Source organism: Sphingobacterium sp. UBA6645 (assembly GCF_002455685.1).
In the GTDB taxonomy this organism is placed as follows: domain Bacteria; phylum Bacteroidota; class Bacteroidia; order Sphingobacteriales; family Sphingobacteriaceae; genus Sphingobacterium; species Sphingobacterium hotanense.
This window is the reverse complement of record NZ_DKLH01000045.1, coordinates 65,985-85,005: the sequence shown is the minus strand read 5'-3', so window position 1 is coordinate 85,005 and position 19,021 is coordinate 65,985. Positions and strand designations below refer to the sequence as shown.

General features: G+C 38.3%; 16 protein-coding genes. 2 read left to right on the top strand and 14 right to left on the bottom strand.

Annotation, left to right across the window (positions count from 1 at the left end; genetic code table 11):
* Positions 1–180: 180 nt before the first annotated feature.
* Positions 181–1,563, bottom strand: coding sequence for a RagB/SusD family nutrient uptake outer membrane protein (locus B2400_RS07695; RefSeq protein WP_293932323.1), 1,383 nt, complete (start codon positions 1,561–1,563; stop codon positions 181–183).
* A gap of 16 nt (positions 1,564–1,579) precedes the next feature.
* Positions 1,580–4,885, bottom strand: a complete 3,306-nt coding sequence (locus tag B2400_RS07690; RefSeq protein WP_293932321.1) for a SusC/RagA family TonB-linked outer membrane protein — start codon at positions 4,883–4,885, stop codon at positions 1,580–1,582.
* Between the two features lie 927 nt (positions 4,886–5,812).
* Here B2400_RS07690 and B2400_RS07685 point away from each other — a divergent pair.
* Positions 5,813–6,238, top strand: coding sequence for a hypothetical protein (locus tag B2400_RS07685; RefSeq protein ID WP_293932319.1), 426 nt, complete (start codon positions 5,813–5,815; stop codon positions 6,236–6,238).
* 1,529 nt (positions 6,239–7,767) lie between these two features.
* A complete protein-coding gene (locus tag B2400_RS07680; RefSeq protein ID WP_293932317.1) occupies positions 7,768–8,634 on the top strand; it encodes an AraC family transcriptional regulator in 867 nt (288 codons plus the stop codon).
* A gap of 10 nt (positions 8,635–8,644) precedes the next feature.
* Here B2400_RS07680 and B2400_RS07675 read toward each other — a convergent pair whose 3' ends face one another.
* The 12 genes from B2400_RS07675 to B2400_RS07620 form a co-directional block, all read right to left on the bottom strand.
* Positions 8,645–9,421, bottom strand: a complete 777-nt coding sequence (locus B2400_RS07675; protein WP_293932315.1) for an SDR family oxidoreductase — start codon at positions 9,419–9,421, stop codon at positions 8,645–8,647.
* Positions 9,422–9,424: 3 nt separating this feature from the next.
* The gene (locus tag B2400_RS07670) at positions 9,425–10,342 is read right to left on the bottom strand and encodes a Gfo/Idh/MocA family oxidoreductase (protein WP_293932313.1); all 918 of its coding nucleotides are present in this window, start codon (positions 10,340–10,342) and stop codon (positions 9,425–9,427) included.
* Positions 10,339–11,292, bottom strand: a complete 954-nt coding sequence (locus tag B2400_RS07665) for an aldo/keto reductase (RefSeq protein WP_293932311.1) — start codon at positions 11,290–11,292, stop codon at positions 10,339–10,341. Before B2400_RS07665 ends, B2400_RS07670 begins: the two co-directional genes overlap by 4 nt.
* The gene (locus B2400_RS07660; protein WP_293932309.1) at positions 11,292–12,095 is read right to left on the bottom strand and encodes an HpcH/HpaI aldolase family protein; all 804 of its coding nucleotides are present in this window, start codon (positions 12,093–12,095) and stop codon (positions 11,292–11,294) included. Before B2400_RS07660 ends, B2400_RS07665 begins: the two co-directional genes overlap by 1 nt.
* Positions 12,092–13,333 carry an MFS transporter gene (locus tag B2400_RS07655; protein ID WP_293932307.1) on the bottom strand — a complete coding sequence of 414 codons (1,242 nt, stop codon included), beginning with the start codon at positions 13,331–13,333 and terminating at the stop codon, positions 12,092–12,094. Before B2400_RS07655 ends, B2400_RS07660 begins: the two co-directional genes overlap by 4 nt.
* A 140-nt stretch (positions 13,334–13,473) precedes the next feature.
* Complete coding sequence (locus tag B2400_RS07650; RefSeq protein ID WP_293932305.1) at positions 13,474–14,328, bottom strand: hypothetical protein; 855 nt, start codon at positions 14,326–14,328, stop codon at positions 13,474–13,476.
* A gap of 89 nt (positions 14,329–14,417) precedes the next feature.
* Positions 14,418–14,825 carry a sialidase family protein gene (locus tag B2400_RS07645; RefSeq protein WP_293932303.1) on the bottom strand — a complete coding sequence of 136 codons (408 nt, stop codon included), beginning with the start codon at positions 14,823–14,825 and terminating at the stop codon, positions 14,418–14,420.
* A 360-nt stretch (positions 14,826–15,185) separates the two neighbouring features.
* On the bottom strand, positions 15,186–15,422 hold the full coding sequence (locus B2400_RS07640; RefSeq protein WP_293932301.1) for a sialidase family protein: 237 nt from the start codon (positions 15,420–15,422) through the stop codon (positions 15,186–15,188).
* A 158-nt stretch (positions 15,423–15,580) separates the two neighbouring features.
* Positions 15,581–16,090, bottom strand: coding sequence for a GDSL-type esterase/lipase family protein (locus B2400_RS07635; RefSeq protein WP_349681679.1), 510 nt, complete (start codon positions 16,088–16,090; stop codon positions 15,581–15,583).
* Positions 16,021–16,284, bottom strand: coding sequence for a hypothetical protein (locus tag B2400_RS07630; protein ID WP_293932765.1), 264 nt, complete (start codon positions 16,282–16,284; stop codon positions 16,021–16,023). Before B2400_RS07630 ends, B2400_RS07635 begins: the two co-directional genes overlap by 70 nt.
* 78 nt (positions 16,285–16,362) lie before the next feature.
* Positions 16,363–17,526 (bottom strand): sialidase family protein, encoded by a 1,164-nt coding sequence (locus tag B2400_RS07625; RefSeq protein ID WP_260039677.1) that lies wholly within the window; start codon positions 17,524–17,526, stop codon positions 16,363–16,365.
* A 15-nt stretch (positions 17,527–17,541) separates the two neighbouring features.
* Positions 17,542–18,999, bottom strand: coding sequence for a RagB/SusD family nutrient uptake outer membrane protein (locus B2400_RS07620; RefSeq protein WP_293932298.1), 1,458 nt, complete (start codon positions 18,997–18,999; stop codon positions 17,542–17,544).
* Positions 19,000–19,021 lie beyond the last annotated feature (22 nt).

The window sequence follows — 19,021 nt, the reverse complement described above, 5'->3', positions numbered from 1 at the left end:
ATTCTTTCATTGAGATGGAAAGGTCCTCTACCCCGCGGGTGGGAATTCCGTTCAAGGCATAACTATGCTATCATAGTTCCAGTTTATGCCTGCCGGCATCAACGCTTACACACATTGTTCCGTTTGCTACGCCAGGATTCTAAGATGTTAATATCTAATCTTATTGTACCATCTTTATTTTTACCTTGGATTTTGTTCCATGTTGGAGTACTTTATCACGTCGGGAGGTAAAGCGAAGACATACTTGGGATCATTTGGCCGAAGTTCTATTAATTCACCTTGCACCCTTCTAAATAGCGACATACCTGTTTTTTCGTCCTTGTTTAACCGCCGAAGATCTGACCAACGTAAGCCTCTAAAAACAAGTTGTTTGCGACGTTCGTTAAGAATTTGGGAAAGAAGCTGATCACGATCCAAAGAACTGAGCGGCACGTACATCCCTACTCTCCAGCGAGTTACCAATAACTTGTTGATATCGCTCAATGCACCCTTAAAGTCGCCCATTCGTGCTCGACATTCCGCCCTTATGAGATAGATTTCATCAACAGCCAAACCAGTGAAATAAACACCTGCGCCGGAATACTGTCCTTTGAAGCTGAAGACAGTTTGACTCCGCTTGCGAAAGAATAAACCTTTTCTCAAATCATGGTCATCATACGCATGATAGAGAGCCGTGTCTACGCCCGCCTCAGAAGATATCTGGAATCCTGGTATAGTGCCCATTACACTATAAAATAAAACTTCAGGATTGTATCCTTCCTGTAAAACGGTCGGAAATGGCCTGGTAGAATTTGGATCGAACTGATTATAGTTCAATAAAGTAGACTGTTTTGCCAATACTTGACTTGCATAGCGCTCAGCATTCTCATAGTCTCCCATGACCAAATAAACTCTTGCAAGCAATGCACAAGCAGCTATTTTAGTAGGCCTAGTAAGCTTTATCTGCACCTCAGGCAAAAGTCTCAACGAGTGCTCGAGATCGAGAACTATTTGTGTGTAGGTTTGTTCTAAAGAAGATCTAACTGATGGAATATCAACATCAGGGACCAAACGAAGGGGAATTCCTAGGGTTTCGCTAGCGTTTGTGCGGTCATAGGTCTCACAAAACTGTTGGGCAACCTGAAAAAAAGCATATGCTCTAAAGAAATACGCAGTTCCTTTTACGTTGTCCAGCGAAGATTTTGCATGATTCTCAGTTAAGTTATCCACGGCTTCCAAAACAATATTTGAATAGAAAACCTGTTTATAGCACGTAATCCAGTCCGTAGAATAATCTACTTGTCCTGAGTAAAACTCCTTTTCCCATTTATATGCCGCGGGTACAGGAGCTCTCATCGGCACTAATCCGAGATCGCTGATGTATACATCGTCAGAACTTACGAGGCCCAAGTAAGGCGTTTCGTTCATGACGTTATCGCTATTATCTAGTAAAGATTGCAAATCAGCGAGGGTCCGAGGAACTGTCAATGATTTATCTGGCTTGGCATCCAAAAAATCCGATTTGCACGATTGCATAAAAATGGTCAGTAGAAGACTCAGTATGACATTTAAGTTATGTTTCATTTTGCGATCATTTGCGTTAGAAATTCAAGTTTATTCCTAGAGATATGGTTTTGGGTAATGGTTGAGTCTGGAAATCTGGATCGATTCCCTCTTGATTTGCCGCCCAAATTACCCCCAAGTTGTTGGCGTATAAATAGATGCCGATATTGTTAAACGGTAGGGCCACGCATTTTTCCTTATTCAAGTTATAATCAATTCTTACGTCTTGGAAACGAATATGATCAGCGGGCCTGGACAATACATCTGAAGACAGATAAAAGGTTGTGGAGGGATCTCCCTCCATTTCTGGTAATGATGGGACAAAAGTATGCGCTTCATCGCCAGGTCGTTGCCAGCGAAGCGCGTAATCTCCATGACCGCCCATTGCTCGAAGTACTCGGTTGTAATTTACGGAGTTCTTTCGGAATGAGTATGCCAAGCGATAGGTGATATTTGCAGAGATCGCAAAATCTCGCCAACGGAATGAGTTACGAATCGAGCCGAACCACGTTGGTCTCAATGAGCCATTATAGATTAGGTCGCTAGCTTTACTGCTATTAATAATCTGCAGGTAGTTTTCCGTTGGTTCTCCGTTCAATATTCCGATCGGTTTGCCCGTTTGGGGGTTCAAACCTGCCCAAGCGTAACTATGCAAGGCGTAGAGAGGTTTCCCTTCAATGGGATAACCGACGTTAACAAAGCCATTCTCCTGAGACATAAACTGATAGTTCAGCACCTTATCTCTGAAATGGCTTAGTAACAAATCGGTTTGCCACTGCAACTCTCCAAGAAGATTTTTGGTGGTAAGAGATAGATCAGCTCCAAAGCTTTGAGTACTGGCATTATTACTCGTAAACGAAGTAACGCCGGTTGTAGGGTCCATAAACATAGGTCCGATTAAATCCACGCCCTTTTTCTGGAATATATCCAATGTGCCTTTTATTCGTTGGTTTTTGAGTATAAAATCAATCCCCACATTGGCAACTCCTACTTTTTCCCAACGAAGGTCAGGATATGGGGGATTCACGATCTCTGAATAAGGGAGACCAGAATTAATTGGGTATGAATAGTATGTTTCAGCCCTTGCGGTAGTCATCGAAGAGATATCTTTATATACGTTCCCATTATAACCGTAGCTAAGTCTAAGTTTCAATGTCGAGAATAGACGATCATTAAAGAATCGCTCTCTATGTATATTCCATCCCAATCCAATGGAATAGAGTGGTACCCCCTTTGCATTTGTGTTGACACCAAAAATATTGCTCTGATCCAGTCGGGCACTAGCGTTCAGAATATATTTATCTTGAAGAGTATAGGTAAAGTTGCTATAAAATGAACGGAACCTATCGACCAATTCCCGTTCAAAATCGGCAAAAGGAATCGTTGCCGTTGCGCCGAATATAGAATAATACTGTGGATAGGGAATTAAATAGCTCACTGGCGAAAATGTCCCTAGATCGTTATTATATCCGTATCGACGTACTTTGTTTTCTAGGGAGTGCTGATTTCGAAATTCATATCCGGCGATTCCCTCCAGACGATGGGAATTAGACCAGTGTTTATTAATATTAATTTGGGCTCTCAGGTTCTGATTGGTTAGCGCACCGGTCGTCAGATCGAGGATTCCTCCTGGCGGAAGGTTATAAATTAGTTTTTCACCACCTCCGATCTCTGTAAAGCTGTTTATAAGATTACGGGTATAGTACGTCTTCGAACTTTGATGCTGACGTTCCAGCGTTTCAGCACCACTATAGTGATAGAACATACTTGCTGACAAATATTTTGTCAGTTTAAAATCGGTGTTAATATTAATTCTATAATTCCTTCCTGATTTGAAATGATCGACGTGCTCAAGTTCTTCTAAAGGTATGTATTGCCAGCTCATAAGTCCGCTGTTCTCTGCTTGTTCAATAAATCCCTTGCGGAAACCATGCGTTACGGGCAAAGCGTTTCCCTCATCGTCTACAAATCTCGCATAAGGATAGTATGGAGTATTCCACCCTTCATTAAAACCCATTGTGGAAAGGGGCTCATTGGTTTGAGCGAAATAAATCGCAGAGCCTATTTCTAAGCGGTTACTCAACAGACTGAGGGTCTGATTGGCGTTTAGAGAGACACGCCTAAAACCTGTATTTATTAAACTGTGCTGATTGTTATCAAACCCACCAGATAAAAAGTACCGTAAGTGATTGCTGCCGCCTGTAATATTAAGGGCTGACTGTATATTGCGCGAAGGTCGGTAGAAATACTCTACAACTTGGTTTCTATAGTCTATTTGCTTATAATCATTTATCCTACGTGTAGCCTCATCGCTCGATATTAGTCCGTCCCTCTCGGCAATGAGTAGTTCAACAACAGGTGTTAATGCCTCGTTGGTAAGCGAATATTCCGCCGCCGCATAATATCCTTTAGAGAATAGCATTCTTTCCACATCAATAAAATCGGAGGTGCTCATTCGAGGTTGATAAAAAAGGTCCGGTTTAGCGCCAAGTGTCCCATTTGTAAAAAAAGATATTTTTGGTGCCTTCGCATAAGAACCCTTTTTCGTTGTGATGACAATTACTCCGTTACCAGCCCGGGTTCCCCAAATTGAGGCAGCGGAAGCATCCTTTAAAACTGAAACCGACTCCACATCGTTCGGATTTATATCCCGTATATCGCCCTCGTAGGGAAAATTATCGATCACGATCAGGGGATCGGCGTTGCCCATGATAGTACTCTGGCCCCGTATACTTATACTACTTGCGCTAGTTGGTGCACCGGAGACAGGATTATTCCGATTGAAGATTAATCCGGGCACGACATCTTCAATTTGGCTTAAAACGTCAGTGCTAACCCTACGTCTCAGCAATTCGCTATCGACCTGTACCGCACTCCCTACTAGCCGCTCTGGATGAACTCGCTGATAACCTGTACTTACAACCTCGATTTCTCGGATGATATGGGAAAGTGGTTGTAAATAAATTTCAGCGTTATTGAAGTTAACCTCCACTAAGGTATCGCGATACCCCATATAACGTACTTGAAATGATTTGCTGCCGATAGGCGCTTGGAGCACGAATTCGCCATTTTGGTTTGTCTGGGTAGATTTTCCATCTACTGTAATAGTGGCCTGATATAAAAAGGTGCTGTCCAGCCCAGATCGGATAACTCCACGAAGTACAAGGCCGCCCCTCGCCCCTGGGGTTTGGGGCGTTTGGGCAACTACTTGACCACTAATGAAACAATTGAAACAACAAAATAAAAAAATAGATATGCTCCTTAGACACCTCCTGCGAGGCTCTAACAGCAATTCCAAGGAAGGTCGCACCTGTCCATAATAAAATAGATTATAGTTTTTCATCGGTCAAAAAATTTGTGAGTGCACTAGGCAGAGCTCTTAGCACTCGATTATAACTGGTCAAAATACGCTCTAATGAAGAATGTTAACATTACTACATCGAGCGATGTAAGAGTGAAACAAGAACGTGACCAGCTACCTGAACGTACTGAAGAGTTCAAAACCATGAGATATGCCTTGACACAATGAAAAAAATAGCTTAGATTTAAGATGGAAAAGTAAAATCAGCGACTATTTAAATCTTTGTTAGAAGGATTTCCATGTCTTTTTTTACAAAGAAAGTAGCTGGCTGCAAGGTGTTGGGCAATAGCAAATAGCTATATGCCCGTCCCCTTGCTATGTTGACCGATGTTTATTCGGGCGAACAATACACGTTCTTATACAATAATTTTTTGGATAAACAGCTACCGCGCTCCTTGAGCTGAGTATCTGGCGATGCGGCTAGTACATTCATTCTAATATAAGTTTATTTATTTGAACGAAGAACTCGCAAGCTTTAGAGAGAGGCTTCAGGAATTTTCTCCAGTTTGACGAACCTCTTTCTGCTTGATCACTTTACAGCCGCCAGACCGCCTAAGCTTGGACACTTAGGAACCCTCAAGTTTATCAAGAGGTCGCCCACTGGATTTATATTATAAATATATGAGAAATCCAGTTGATAGGCGAACTCGAGGTCACTCGCGGGTTAATTCTGGCGGAACGTGAGCGAGAAACATCGTTACGAGCAAACCCAAAAGATTAACTCAAAATGTTCGCGTTTAATACTTTACAAGTATAAAAATAATTTTCGAATTATCAAAATCGAAAAATTGAAATTTTTTTTATTTTATGTGTTGGAAAGAAAATTTAGCTTTTATTATCAACAATTCTGAATTTAGTGATCGACAAATATCAGCTTGGACGGGGATCTCAACCTCTGTGATAAGCAATATGAGCAATCAAAAACAAGAAAGCCTAAGAGTTGACCAATTTTTAAAACTCAAACTGCTTTTCAACGAAAATCATAGTTCGTTCCTATTACGAATATTTGGAGACAAGTATTTTAGAGAGGTAAGACAAATTCAACCATCGAAAAATCTTACGGTGTTAGGAGAAATTCTAACGAAGAAATTTTCGGTAGAATTAATTTCTAGAAAAGAACTAAGTCACGCAACGGGGATCGATCTTGCAAGAATAAAATACATAATCACGAAAGAAGATAAAACTATCAAAATAGATGAAATTACTAAAATCGAACTTGCATTAGGGGTTGATCTCGGCACCTTTTCTAAGTTGAGATTTCCGAACACTAAACTTAATTCTGTGGCAAAATATAATACGCTCTTAAAGAAGTTTAAAATGGGAGAAATGAAATAATATCGAGAGATACAAGAAAATTTGGAATGCCCACATTAAAAACCTATGTAATAGTACGACATATATTCTGATAATGAATTACAACCGTTAAAACATAAGGAATTAACGATGCTTCAAACATTAAATCAAAATCGAAGTACTTTAGAGCCTACAGAAGAATCCCTTGTTGAGAGGAAGAAGCTGAGACAAGCAATCTGCACTACTGCGTTCCTTTCTAGCCGCTTTTCTTCCCTCAGCGCTTACACCTTTAAAACAACTCGAAGCGCCACCCGTCTCTTATAAAACCATTCAATTTTCAGCGGTTTTATAACCAGACCTCACATAATTCCGTGTATTATATTGGTTCAATATTAATTCATCTACGTTTACCGAAAGTTTTGTTTTCGGACACTCTTTAAAACCATCCCCATACAGCGTCTCTAAAATAAATCGTCTGACCGATAATAGGTCACCTTTCGCCTCTTTTTGGATGCGGTATTTCCTTTCTAAGAGTTCTTCAGTTACTTCTACTAATAAGTAACCAAATGATAGAGAATTAAAGATTTACTATGGTGCCTAATAGGAACAGGATCGATTGGAAAAAACTAAGAACATTGATATCGTAAGCTATCTAGCATCTATTGGGTACCAGCCAAATTTCGTACGCGGACAGAACTTTTGGTATCTTTCTCCACTTCAAAGAAACCGTTCCTAACTCATGCATTAATGGATTAATCTGATGTCTATAGGATCGGATCCTATTTTCAATTCTATTTCTAATATCAAACTCTTTAAGTCTAACTCCCTTCGTTACCACTAAAGAACCAAAATCACTTCTGTAAGAGCACATAACTCCATCGTCAATATATTAGTCGTTAACCAATCATCTCTTGCAAAGCTTCCGAACAGAATGACTATATGCAAAATAATGCGGAAGAACTTGTCTCCTCCAAAAAAATCTTTACAGATTTAATCATTAGTCCTAGAAAGATCTTACAGGCCATTTGTAGGCAATCCTGTAAACCAAAAATCACGGGGTCAATATTGTCAGAAAGGGGTCAACATGACCAGAATATTCAATAAGATTCAATTACTTTGCTCCAAAGTAAATAAACCCATTATTTATCAAAGTTTTCACACTTCTTTTCTTCTGTTTGATTACGCTGTTGTTTTACAATGACCGCAATCGATCCGCAGCTTTGCTGTTGCGGTAGATTAGAAAAGTAAAGTTTTAATCTCGAACCGAATTGAACAACAGCTTTTTACAAGCTACTAAGTTTTGTAATAAGTGAAAAATAGAATCCTTTTGAGCTTAAAACGGTCAATTTTTCAAAGTTCACTTATCCCTCTTTTTCTGCACATCGATATTAATTGCTTGGCTATATTTTACTATTTCATCTGGGCATAAATATTCAACGCTTAGCGCGTGAAAAATAGGTTGAAAATTATCTTTTTCTATTTAAGCCTAATACTATTTTTCAGAATTAGACTGTTACTCTTGATATTCAAGGGTAAATTAACGTAAATTAGTATAACCATATATCCCGATTATGAAAGCCATAGAATTTAGACTTCCAAAAGAGTTCGATAAATCATTTATTGTATTCAATGAAAAAGGCTCCCATTTTCCATGTCCGTGGCATTATCATCCTGAATTCGAATTTGTCCTGGTAAATCGCAGTACTGGCAAGCGCATGGTTGGCGACCATATAGGATATTTTGAAGCAGGAGATTTGGTCTTGATGGGGCCAGAATTACCACATGTTTGGGTAAATGATAATATCTATTTAGAGAACAAACATCACGAAGCAGCGGATGCAACAGTGATTCATTTCACTTCGGATTTTATAGGACAGGATATATTCCGTATTCCAGAATTTTCTTCTTTGATTGAAATTTTGAACTTATCTTCGCGTGGCATACATATCAAAGGGAAAGAAAGTAAGTCCATTGCAGATATTATGAATAATATGATTTTTGAAAGTGGATTAAAGCGTTTGGCTTCGATCTTTGAGATTTTTGATATTATATGTTCAATGAGAGATTATGATCTGTTAGCAAGTCCGAATTTTAACACGAATAAAACTTCAGTAAATAGTAGACACAGCAGAATTAATAACTATATTTTAAGGAATTATCATAAACCAATTACCTTAAAAGAAGTAGCAGATGAGGCTAACATGGCAACCACAACATTTTGCAACTTCTTTAAGGAACAATACCGAATGACTTTTGTGGAGTATGTAACTCAAATTCGAATCGGTCATTTTTGTAAATTAATTTCCGAAGATGACAAATCCATTCTAGAGGCAGCCTATATCTGTGGATTTAATAGTATTGCTAATTTTAATCGTCAGTTTAAGAAAATTAAAGGAATGTCACCTTCTGAATTCAAAAGAACAGTAGATGTTAATTAAGGATTGGGCTCTAGGCATTGAGCCCCCCATCCATCAGAATATTTTCCCCGTTAATGTATGCACCGGCATTAGAAGCTAGAAGAACGATTAGGCCTTTTATGTCATCATGGTTCGCCATTCTACCTAACGGGACTTTCTCACAATAATTTTCCAAGAATTTCTCATTTTGGTTATTGAATAGTCCACCTGGAGAGATACAGTTGAAGCGCACTTTCTGACCAGCAAATTTCTTACACATAAACTTATTCAGATTGATTAATCCTGCATTGTGGAAGAAGTAATCCGGTGGTAAATCTCCCATCAAAGTTCCTTTGTAATTTGAATAATCTGGCCCCTTCATCCCCATCATTGAAGCAATGTTGATAACAGAACCACCTCCGGTCTCTGCCATCCAATCGGAAAGACCTCTTAAAAGGTGAAACATTCCTGTGGCATTGATTTCCATAGACTGCCTAAACTGTTCTATATCTCCAGAATAGCCATTCATTGGTCTAGCAACTGCATTATTGATATAGATATCGATTTTCTGATAATCTTGTTTTAAATTAAATAGGAAAGCATCGACGCTATCAGGAAATTCTTGATCTAGAGGCAGTACGTTTAATCTGTCTTGATATCCAAAATGAATTTGTAATTCGGATTTTGCTCTTTTCACATTTCGGCTAGTCACCAGCACAGTAGCTCCGGCCTCCAATAAGGCTTCAACGATACATTTTCCATAATTTCCTGCCCCGCCTGTAACAACTGCTACTTGGCCAGATAAATCAAATAGTTGATTGATGTGCATAATCTATAAGTCAATTTTAATATTCCCCTTCTCTTTGCTTTCTAAAGCTACTGCAATAATTCTTATCACATTTTTAGTCTTATCAAAATCCAAAGTAGGTTTTGTTTGCATCAAGCCTTTTATAAACTCTAGGATATTCTCTTTAAACATAGAAAAGGAATTTTGGATGTCTATATGTGCCCAATCTTTTGTTCCAAATACATTCATCTGGAATGTTCCGGAGATATCCGCAATCAAATGAATACTGGCATAGCATGTTTGACTGATTTTTAATTGTACAATATCAAAATTCTCCTTTCCTAAATATTGAACAGATATAGGTTTCGGGTCATTCAAAAGGCTCATACATGCTTCAACCATGTGTACTCCATATTTCTTCCAATCTTTCTTGCCAACGATTGTCAACAATTGTATTTGACCCAATTTGTTAATATTAGATTTCACAGCCATCACTTCTGCTGCATAGCGCATAGACGAACAAGACATAAGAAATCCACCCTGTTTAATATAGGCTTCATAAACCTTAAGTTCTTCCAGATCAATACATAATGGTTTATCAATAAATATGGGTACTTTAGCATCCATAAATGGTTTTGCCATTTTTAAGTGATTTTCAGGATCATCTCTACCTAAAATAACAGCATCTACCAGATCAATCAGATCCTCAATCCTCGGCACAACGGTTTCAATTCCTCCAGAACGAGCAATACTTTTTGCAATTTCTTGATCATCGCAATAGATATGGGTTATTTTTGCCCCTGCTATACCTAAAGTATTTTGATTAGCTTCAAGATAATCAGATACAGCTGGAAATCCCGCCTTATCAATCTCTTTTCGACTGAAACGTCCATTGATAATTGCTGTCCAGGAATAAGGATGAGCATTTCCCACACTCATGCCAATCATGCCAATTTTTATCATAACCAACCGTTGTTATCCCATTGAGCTAGATTAAGGAATCCTTGATCTGGATAACTCAATGATTTTGCTAAAGCAACTTGTTCTTCGTTTAAATACTTGCTATTAAATATCTCCAAGGCATGATCTACGAATTCGATTTTATCGAATCCAACCAACACTGAAGATATTTCAGGAAAAGAAGCTGCAAATTTCATAGCCAATGCGACCAAATTATCTATTTCTGAATTAAATAACTGCCTGTACTTGAGTATATGATCCTGTACGGCCCTTAATTCAGGATGTAATTGAAATGATTTATCGGTTAACAAGCCTCTCATCAATACTGAACGCCCTATAATTCCCACACCTTGTTCATACGCCTGTTTAAAATGTATTCCCTGTTTTTGATCCATGAGGTTGAAAGGTAATTGAATCACCTTCCAAAAGCCTTTATCCAAGGCCCGTTTAGTTTCCTCTACTTCATACACCGAGATTCCAGGATATCGAATCAATCCTTCTTTCTGTAAAACCGTAAAGATTTCATAAATTTCATCGATTTCAAGCATTTCCAAGTCGGCATGATGCATCATAAAAACATCGATGTAATCAGTTTTCAAAGCATTTAAAGACTCGTGAATAGATTGTCTAACGATATGCTTTAATGCGAATTTATCCGGCAAAGTACCATCGGGATTTCTAAAATGTCTGCATTTAGATGCAAGGACGATTTGCTGTCGAATTCCCTGAAAAGCTTCACCCATAATATTTTCAGATTCCCCATATAATCTAGCTGTATCAAATAAAGTGATTCCTTGGTCTAAAGCATGATGTAATAGTTTTATTGCATCTTGTTTCTGCAACATATGTTTGGCTTGAGACATTTTCAAGCCATAGGGCATGCCTATTTCTACGCCACCAAATGCCACTTCTGAAACCTTTAATCCTGTATTTCCTAGGTATTTATACTGCATCAGTTTTTCTCTAAATAAGATCTATTCTGTTTATTTTCATCGTTCATATTAAACAACGGTATGATGGATTGACAATAGGTCTTCAGTCCTACAACATCCGCTCCGACGCTGACAAAATGATAACCCATATCATGAAGCTCTTGCAAGTTATCAACCGTTCCAACAGTAGCGGCAAACTTTCCGTATCTATTTGCTACGTCAGCGATTCGCTTCCGAGTTTCAGCAATCAAAGGGTTAGAGAAATCTCCAGGAGTACCAATTCCTTGACTAAAATCACCTGGACCGAAAAATAACATGTCATATCCTTCAAGTTGCGCAATTTCTTCTAATTCTTCCAAAGGCTCTGGATCTTCGATTTGTAGAACTATAAAACGTTGTTCATTTGCTTCTTGAAGGTAGGTGTTAAAATCCTCCATCGTATATCCTCCGTCTGCATTACCTCCATCAATTGGTCGTCTACCAATTGGATGAAACCGGGTCATATGAACAACATCTTTAGCATCCTGTAGACTCATGATATGTGGAACCAAGATACCTGTGGCATCGAGCTCTAGCGCACGAATATAGTCGCTATAACTCCCTCTAGCCACTCGAACCATTAAATCTACGTCCTGAGATTTTGAGGCCCATACATGCGATGAAATTACAGACCAGTCTTGCCCAATATGCTCTTGATCGACCCATACACAATCAAACCCACACTTAGCAACAAGTTCTGTTACTTGCGCATCTTTTAGATTTACTTTGAAACAACTTGCTTTTTCTTTTTGGCGAAGTTTCTCAAGGACTTTGCTTCTTCTCATATCTTTAAACTTTTATTGCTCGATTTTGGAACTAAACTAAATAAGGCAAACGCACAGACAACCATTGTTAATGCTGCAACTTGGAAAATTGCACTTAAATTAACCTGAGCATCTCTTAGCACGCCAGCGGCATATATCCCTATTCCACCAATTATACATGAACAGAAATTTAAGATTCCATAACCGGTTGCGAGGTATCTTTTATCAATCATACGCTCTAATATTGGCATCATATTCGCATCAATAAATGGCCGTGTGAATGCATAAAGAATAAAACCTATAACTGTTACCCAAACTAAATCGGTATAACTTGCTATAATAACGCCTGGAACAGCGACTAGAAAACCAATTGCAGGTAATAGAATTCTTGCATTCTTGTTCCTTTTTGCCCAAAGATCAGCCATGGCGCCTCCTAAGATGACACCTAATAACATAGCAGTAAAGAAATAAACAGTAGAATATACCCCAGCTTCAGTTTGGCTAAGGTTGAATTTCTCCTTGTAGTAGGTTGGAAGCCAGCCATTAACCATCCAGGATACTGCACCTGCTAATCCCCATATAAAAAGTACCAAATTGAAAGCGCGATTGCTGAAAAGGGACTTAAAAGCTTCACCTAAGTTGATTGATTGTTTGGTTGGAATTTCTGCTGCTGGATCTGTGAGATCATTGCGTTTATCTTTTAATAAAAACATTAAGATAAAGGCATAAGCCACTCCAATAATACCAAAGATGCTAAAGGCATAATGCCAAGAATGTGTTTCGGCAATCCAACCGCCAATGAATCCTAAACTCTGACCTATATATACTCCGCCAATATGAATTCCTGTAGCGGTGGATTTGGTGTTTCCGGGATGATATTCAACAATGAGGGCCAAGGCAGCAGGAATATAACATGCTTCACTGATACCCATTAATGCCCTTGCCAATAATAATTCTTCAAAATTGGATGCATGAGAAGTCAACCAGGTGACTAAAGACCATATTAATAAACTTCCAATAATGACCCTACTTCGATTGAACTTATCTGCTAGATAACCTGCAAATGGACTTGCTATACCGTAAATCCAAAGAAATACAGAGGTCAATAAACCAAACTGAGCTTCAGTCATTGGAATTTCTTCCAAGATGCTGCTACGCATCGTTGTTATCATCATTCTATCCAAGTAGTTTAAACAGCCGACCACACAAAGCATGGCAACTAATAACCAAGGATAAAAGGACTTTTTATAAATCATCATCAATATTAATTTAGGTGCATAGTAAATGCGTTTTTAATATACTCAAATCTATAAGTAGCACCTAAATTTTATGAATGAAAATTACCCTAATCCTAGTACTATCTTTCAGATAATGGTAGCAACGCAGAGCATATCGAAAATTATTTTTTGATCAATCTGTGATATTTTAACCAAGCATAATTTGCAGTTGCATGATGGTCAGGACTATATGTACTAGCGGTACTATCTGTTAGCCTAACAGCATACTTGTCAATCTCATTCGCATTCTCTTGCAGACCTTTATCTGCTAATGCTAGAATTGCTGTAGAATAAAAATTAGGCTCACGTTCTAATGACATCAGATTTTGTTTATAGAATTCGTACTTCTGACCTTCTACATCAAAAGAAATCAGAATAGTAGCCAACAATTGCACCTGAACCGATTTCGATAGACCGTTTAGGTCTATTTGAAGTATTTCCTCCTGAACATCTTTGGGTATCTCAATGAACCTAAGAACGTAGGCAACAATGTTTTTATTCAAATCCGATTGTTTTTGATCAGTCAAAATATTTAGGAGCTGCTCCAAGATTGTATTATTATCGATTTTAGTATCATGGTATAAGTTCCATAGTCCATAGATTTCAAATGATGAGATATCCTCGGCATGTAAAACTTGATTGGCAAATTGAGGCTCTAATTGAGAAATGGGCTGTTTTAATTTGGCCAACGTTTCTAAAGCATGTAAACTATCTGGTCCTGATTGAAATGCTGCTTGGATCTTATGCAGGTACTTATCTTCATCATTTTTATTCATTGCAGCTTGATAGAGAACTCGCCAAATTCCTATTCTATATTGAGGCACAGAATCAAAAAGCTTTTCCTCTTTTAGATAAGCCTTTTTTACGAAATCAATTTCATGGTCCTCCCATATTAAAAACTCTGCAGCATGAACTTTTACCCATTTTTCCTGTGTATTTAAGATGTTTTTTAATTCTTCTATTTTAGTATTTTCCATAAAGTTTTCGGGATGATTTTGGTTCGATTGACAGGAAGCTATAAACACGATAAGTATGTTGAACGGATAAAATCTCATATTATAAAAAATTAGAAAGTAAGCCTTTTCAATGGCACAGGATTAGCATAATTGCGTGTTTTATTAGTCTGTTTTGGAGCATTAGATCGAATTACATGCACAGCACTTTGATTTCCTTCTTCATAATAAGTAATTAATAAACTTTTATCTGCCAGCTCTACCGTAGAGGCATAAGCGCCGCAGAATTTATCAATCAAATATGGTCCTTGCCAAGTTTTTCCCTCATCATATGAAATACGCAATCCGGTATAGCCTGATTCAGCGGTCAAATCATCTGTAAAAGCACGATAAATTAAGACAATAGCACCGTTGGATAATCTTGCAACATGTGGACAGCGGTCTTGATAACCTGCGCAATAAACTTTACTCCCAAGTCTTTCCTTGGTCTTTAGATACTGTAAAATGCATTTTATGGTCACGATTGATATCTCCCCGTAGAGCTGCTAATATGTCCCCATTTTTTAATTGAATTACATCCATTTCTGCAGGTAGATATTTCCCTTCTCTTTGACCAACATACATGGGATCAGATCAAGTTTTTCCTTTATCCTTCGAGAAGTACAGGCAGCCAAATGCTCCATGGTTCCCTTGATGATAGGTTGGATACACCCAAGTGCCATCAAATAGTTCACGCATAGATGCCGAACACGCATTATTAAAATCTCTTGTGTTCAGCGTTACTAATTCAGACCATTTTTCACCATTATCCTTGGATGAAATGTAATGAATGCCCCCATTCTTTATTTCTCTGCGCTGACCTGTGTAATGTGCCCATGTAGTTATACTGTTGCTAACAGGGTTTCTATTAGATCCTCAAAGCGTGTTTTGAAAAAAGTCACCACAATCGCTCCATCAGACATTTGACTGATGCGCGGATCTCTGTTATCAGCCTCATCGTCATAAATTGTAATCGGTTTGGACCATGTTTTTGCATTATCTTTGGATCGAACTATACAAATTCGCCCTGATTTTGGATAAGCCTCACTCGGATAGGTAACAGGAGATCCGCCCTGCATAAAATAAACTTAAAATCTCCCCGTTTTTAAGTTTCGTAGTATCAGTGAAGGCTTGGTATATTCCAGCGGTTCCTCCTTTGGAAATCACTTGGCTTCTACCCACATTTTTCTGCGCTTGTAGTATTACTGGCATGCACATTATTGCGAGCAGTAAGTGTCTAAATAGCTTTTTCATGATTATTTTTCTTTAGGTATCCATCTTCCTTTATCACTTTAACCCATTGTTGATAACCAGCTAGAGTAAGGTGTACTCCATTCCAACTAAATTCTTCTTTTAATAGACCTTGGGAATCTACAAAGTGCGTATGAAGGTTCAGATACTTTACTTGTTGTCTTTCTGCTAGTATTTTTAGCTCCGAATTTATCTTTGGTAGTAGATCTTGCGCTTTACAATGCCCATTCAGTTTTTTAAAGTTTTCATTTGTTGGAAGGATACTTTCAATGATCAAGGTTGTTTTAGGACTAATTTGTTTTGTTTTTTTACAGATTCGATTGATATTACATAGGAGAATCTCAATAAGAATACCCTGAGCTAAATCATTAATACCAATCATGAGGAAAAGCATCTTTGGTTTTCCAATTAGGATATCGTCCAATCTCACCAATACGCCAAAGGAATTATCCCCTGGGATTCCTGTATTTTTAAGGTACTTTTCTTCGGGAACCAATTCCGTCCACTCTGCCAAAAAGTAATGCTATTACCTAAGAAAACCGCATCTTTATTCGATTTCTTGAAAGAGTGGTGCAAGGCGACCTGAGCCTGATAGATATCCGGCCTTTTCAGAGAATCAATTTGCTGCGCTTGACTGACAAAACTAAATCCAAATATAAAAGGAAAGATAAAAGTAATTTTTGTCTTCATCCGATTTTGATTCTGATTTAAAAATAATATACTAGACCACCAAGAGATAGTCCAGTATAGAGTTTAGATAGAATCACTTTATTTCGTTAACTCAAGCAGACTTCCTGCGATATGTCGGGTTCCGTTATTAATGTTAAAATAATATGTAACCAAGATTTGGTGCTTATTCAACATGACTGCCCAAGGGTAACCGATGTCCCAACCTCCGCCGTCTTCACGGATCACAATTTCCTCGGCAGTAGCGAAGTCGGTACATTCAGCATTTAGAATTTTTGCGCGTATTCCGTATGGTTGATGTCTATATCCATATACCACAAATACTCGATTATCCGGTAATCGTATGGCTTGTAGTGGATGCCCTTGGAAACCCATGCTCTGCCATTCAAAGGTCTTTCCCCCATCAGTAGATCGAGCAATACAAGCCTGATCGTCATAGCCTGCAGTACGTAGAAATGCGACTAGATCACCTTTTGGAGTTTCATAAATGGATGTTTCATTAAAGGAAACCTTTGGATCTTCTGCCACCACGGACATATATTTCCAAGTCTTTCCTTTATCATCCGAATACATCAAGTAGTTAGATGTCTTCTTTGTTTCTGCATTATCGGTTGCTGCCACTACCCAGAATATTCTTCCTGTTTTTGATTCGTACATGGCACCTCGGTTATATACTGGAACTTTATTTCCATACATATCGTAGTTCACTTCTTGAGCGATCGAAGGTGGGTATATAGGATCGCTCCAAGTGTTTCCGTTATCTGTTGACCTGACAATATATCCTCCCAAAAACGTTCCATCACCGGATTGAAAATGCTGCTTCTTTAAGTTTTTTAATCCATCCTCACGTAAGAAAGACCAACCGTAACTGGCACATAGTATGGTTCCATCTTTCAGTGTCAACAAGCAAGGGTCTTGTGATCCTCCAAAAGGGTGAGAATAGAGTAACTTAGGGACTTTGGTCCAATTTTGTCCATCTTTGGATTCTAATTTCACTAGATAGCTGTTGGGATCCACATGGTTTGTTCCCTTCTCACCGAAAGCCCTACGTTCTGGAGCTCTACGAAAGGATAGCAGAAAATTGTTGTTTTTGGTTTTAACTATAGATGGAAAGCTGGAATAAAAAAAGTTATCCTGATAGATAATCATATCTTTGACTTTCTTTACCTTACTTGATTGCCCAACACTCATTTGCGTTGAAAATAAGAGCGCTAAGGCCATTCCGACTATGCTATTTCTTTTCATGTTCATCAATATTTATTAATAACCCACTGTTTGTTTTACCAAAGGTTCTAAGCTTAATACTTGTTCCGAAATTGGGAAATATTCCAAATGTTTCAGGCTAGATTTCCCTGCCAATGTCGGCACTAAATCGAAAGCCTTATTAAATCGGAGTAAGTCCCACCAACGCTTACCCTCAAACATCAATTCCAATAATCGTTCTTGCAGTATTAGTTGATCATTCTGAGCCTTAGATCCATTGACAAACCTATTAGCATCAAATGCGGATCCGAAAGCGCGTTGTCGAATTTGGTTAATTTCTAAAGATGGATCTTGTCCTAATGCATTTTTCGCTTCAGCTTTCATCAATAGTACGTCTGCATAACGGTAGATAACGAAATCACTGGTGTAATAACGCACTCCTGAGATCAAAGTACCTCGACCTTTTAAAATTAAGGTAGGATATAAAGCTGGAGCAGGCAAATCTAATACCGAAGCAGCTTTCCTTAAATCACCTGGTTTAAATTGATTCTTTGCTAAATCAGTTACTGTCCACACCATTCCCCCTGCAGTTTGACCAATTACCTCGTTAGTGTTTGGATCAATCTCATTCGGTAAACGAGCAGAATACATGTTAAAGAAATAATTGTTACTACTCTCTAGTTCTTTGTTTCCAATGGCCATGATAACTTCTTTGTTATTCTTATTACTGTACTTGAATAAGTCAGCATAATTCGCTAACAAAGATACATCAGCTTTCGCCACATCATCACAGGCCGTTATTGCAGTTTGCAAATCTGCATTTCCACCGTTTAATCTTTTTGCGGTCCATAGGTAGACATCCGCTTTTAGTGCTTGTGTTCCCGCTTTAGACCAATAGTTTCTATTTTTGATGAACCCATAACTAGCAAAAAGCGAATTAGCTTTTTCCAAATCTTCCTTGATCAATTTGAATACATCTTGTTGAGAAGACCTAACCTTTTGAATTACATCCGGTTCAGCTCCTTCCACTGGTTCTGTGCGGATCGGGACTTCGCCCCAAGTTCTTACCAGAACAAAATACAGGAATGCTCGAGAGACATAAGTTTGAGCTAATAAATTATTCTTGTCCGTTTCGTTAGAAAACGTAATATTGGGTACATATTTTAGGATTAAATTCGCATCATTGATTGCCGAATAAATAGATTGCCAAGAGGGTCCTGCAGATACACTACTTAACGTATTCAAGTAGTAACGATCATAATCTAAGGTACCACTGACCTTTCCCCACTCCATGACTTCAGATCTAGCCTCCCCCCAAATGAATAAATTTATATTAGCTAGAGCACGTTGTTTCACATATAAACTTGTCAATCCTCCTTTTGCATCATCCTCCGTTTTCCAGAAAGAAGCATTCGTGATAACACTCGTGGGATCTAATTCTAAAGCTGTATTACAAGCTGTTTGAAAATAAAGAACAGCTGCTAATAGACCTAATTTTAAGATTGATTTTTTCATAACCTTTTTTGATTTAAATGTG

What these genes read in the sequence shown, in the direction of transcription:
- B2400_RS07695 (WP_293932323.1), bottom strand. Translation starts at nt 1,563, where the DNA reads ATGAAACATAACTTAAATGTCATACTGAGTCTTCTACTGACCATTTTT.
- B2400_RS07690 (WP_293932321.1), bottom strand. Translation starts at nt 4,885, where the DNA reads ATGAAAAACTATAATCTATTTTATTATGGACAGGTGCGACCTTCCTTG.
- B2400_RS07685 (WP_293932319.1), top strand. Translation starts at nt 5,813, where the DNA reads ATGAGCAATCAAAAACAAGAAAGCCTAAGAGTTGACCAATTTTTAAAA.
- B2400_RS07680 (WP_293932317.1), top strand. Translation starts at nt 7,768, where the DNA reads ATGAAAGCCATAGAATTTAGACTTCCAAAAGAGTTCGATAAATCATTT.
- B2400_RS07675 (WP_293932315.1), bottom strand. Translation starts at nt 9,421, where the DNA reads ATGCACATCAATCAACTATTTGATTTATCTGGCCAAGTAGCAGTTGTT.
- B2400_RS07670 (WP_293932313.1), bottom strand. Translation starts at nt 10,342, where the DNA reads ATGATAAAAATTGGCATGATTGGCATGAGTGTGGGAAATGCTCATCCT.
- B2400_RS07665 (WP_293932311.1), bottom strand. Translation starts at nt 11,292, where the DNA reads ATGCAGTATAAATACCTAGGAAATACAGGATTAAAGGTTTCAGAAGTG.
- B2400_RS07660 (WP_293932309.1), bottom strand. Translation starts at nt 12,095, where the DNA reads ATGAGAAGAAGCAAAGTCCTTGAGAAACTTCGCCAAAAAGAAAAAGCA.
- B2400_RS07655 (WP_293932307.1), bottom strand. Translation starts at nt 13,333, where the DNA reads ATGATGATTTATAAAAAGTCCTTTTATCCTTGGTTATTAGTTGCCATG.
- B2400_RS07650 (WP_293932305.1), bottom strand. Translation starts at nt 14,328, where the DNA reads ATGGAAAATACTAAAATAGAAGAATTAAAAAACATCTTAAATACACAG.
- B2400_RS07640 (WP_293932301.1), bottom strand. Translation starts at nt 15,422, where the DNA reads ATGCAGGGCGGATCTCCTGTTACCTATCCGAGTGAGGCTTATCCAAAA.
- B2400_RS07630 (WP_293932765.1), bottom strand. Translation starts at nt 16,284, where the DNA reads ATGAAGACAAAAATTACTTTTATCTTTCCTTTTATATTTGGATTTAGT.
- B2400_RS07625 (WP_260039677.1), bottom strand. Translation starts at nt 17,526, where the DNA reads ATGAAAAGAAATAGCATAGTCGGAATGGCCTTAGCGCTCTTATTTTCA.
- B2400_RS07620 (WP_293932298.1), bottom strand. Translation starts at nt 18,999, where the DNA reads ATGAAAAAATCAATCTTAAAATTAGGTCTATTAGCAGCTGTTCTTTAT.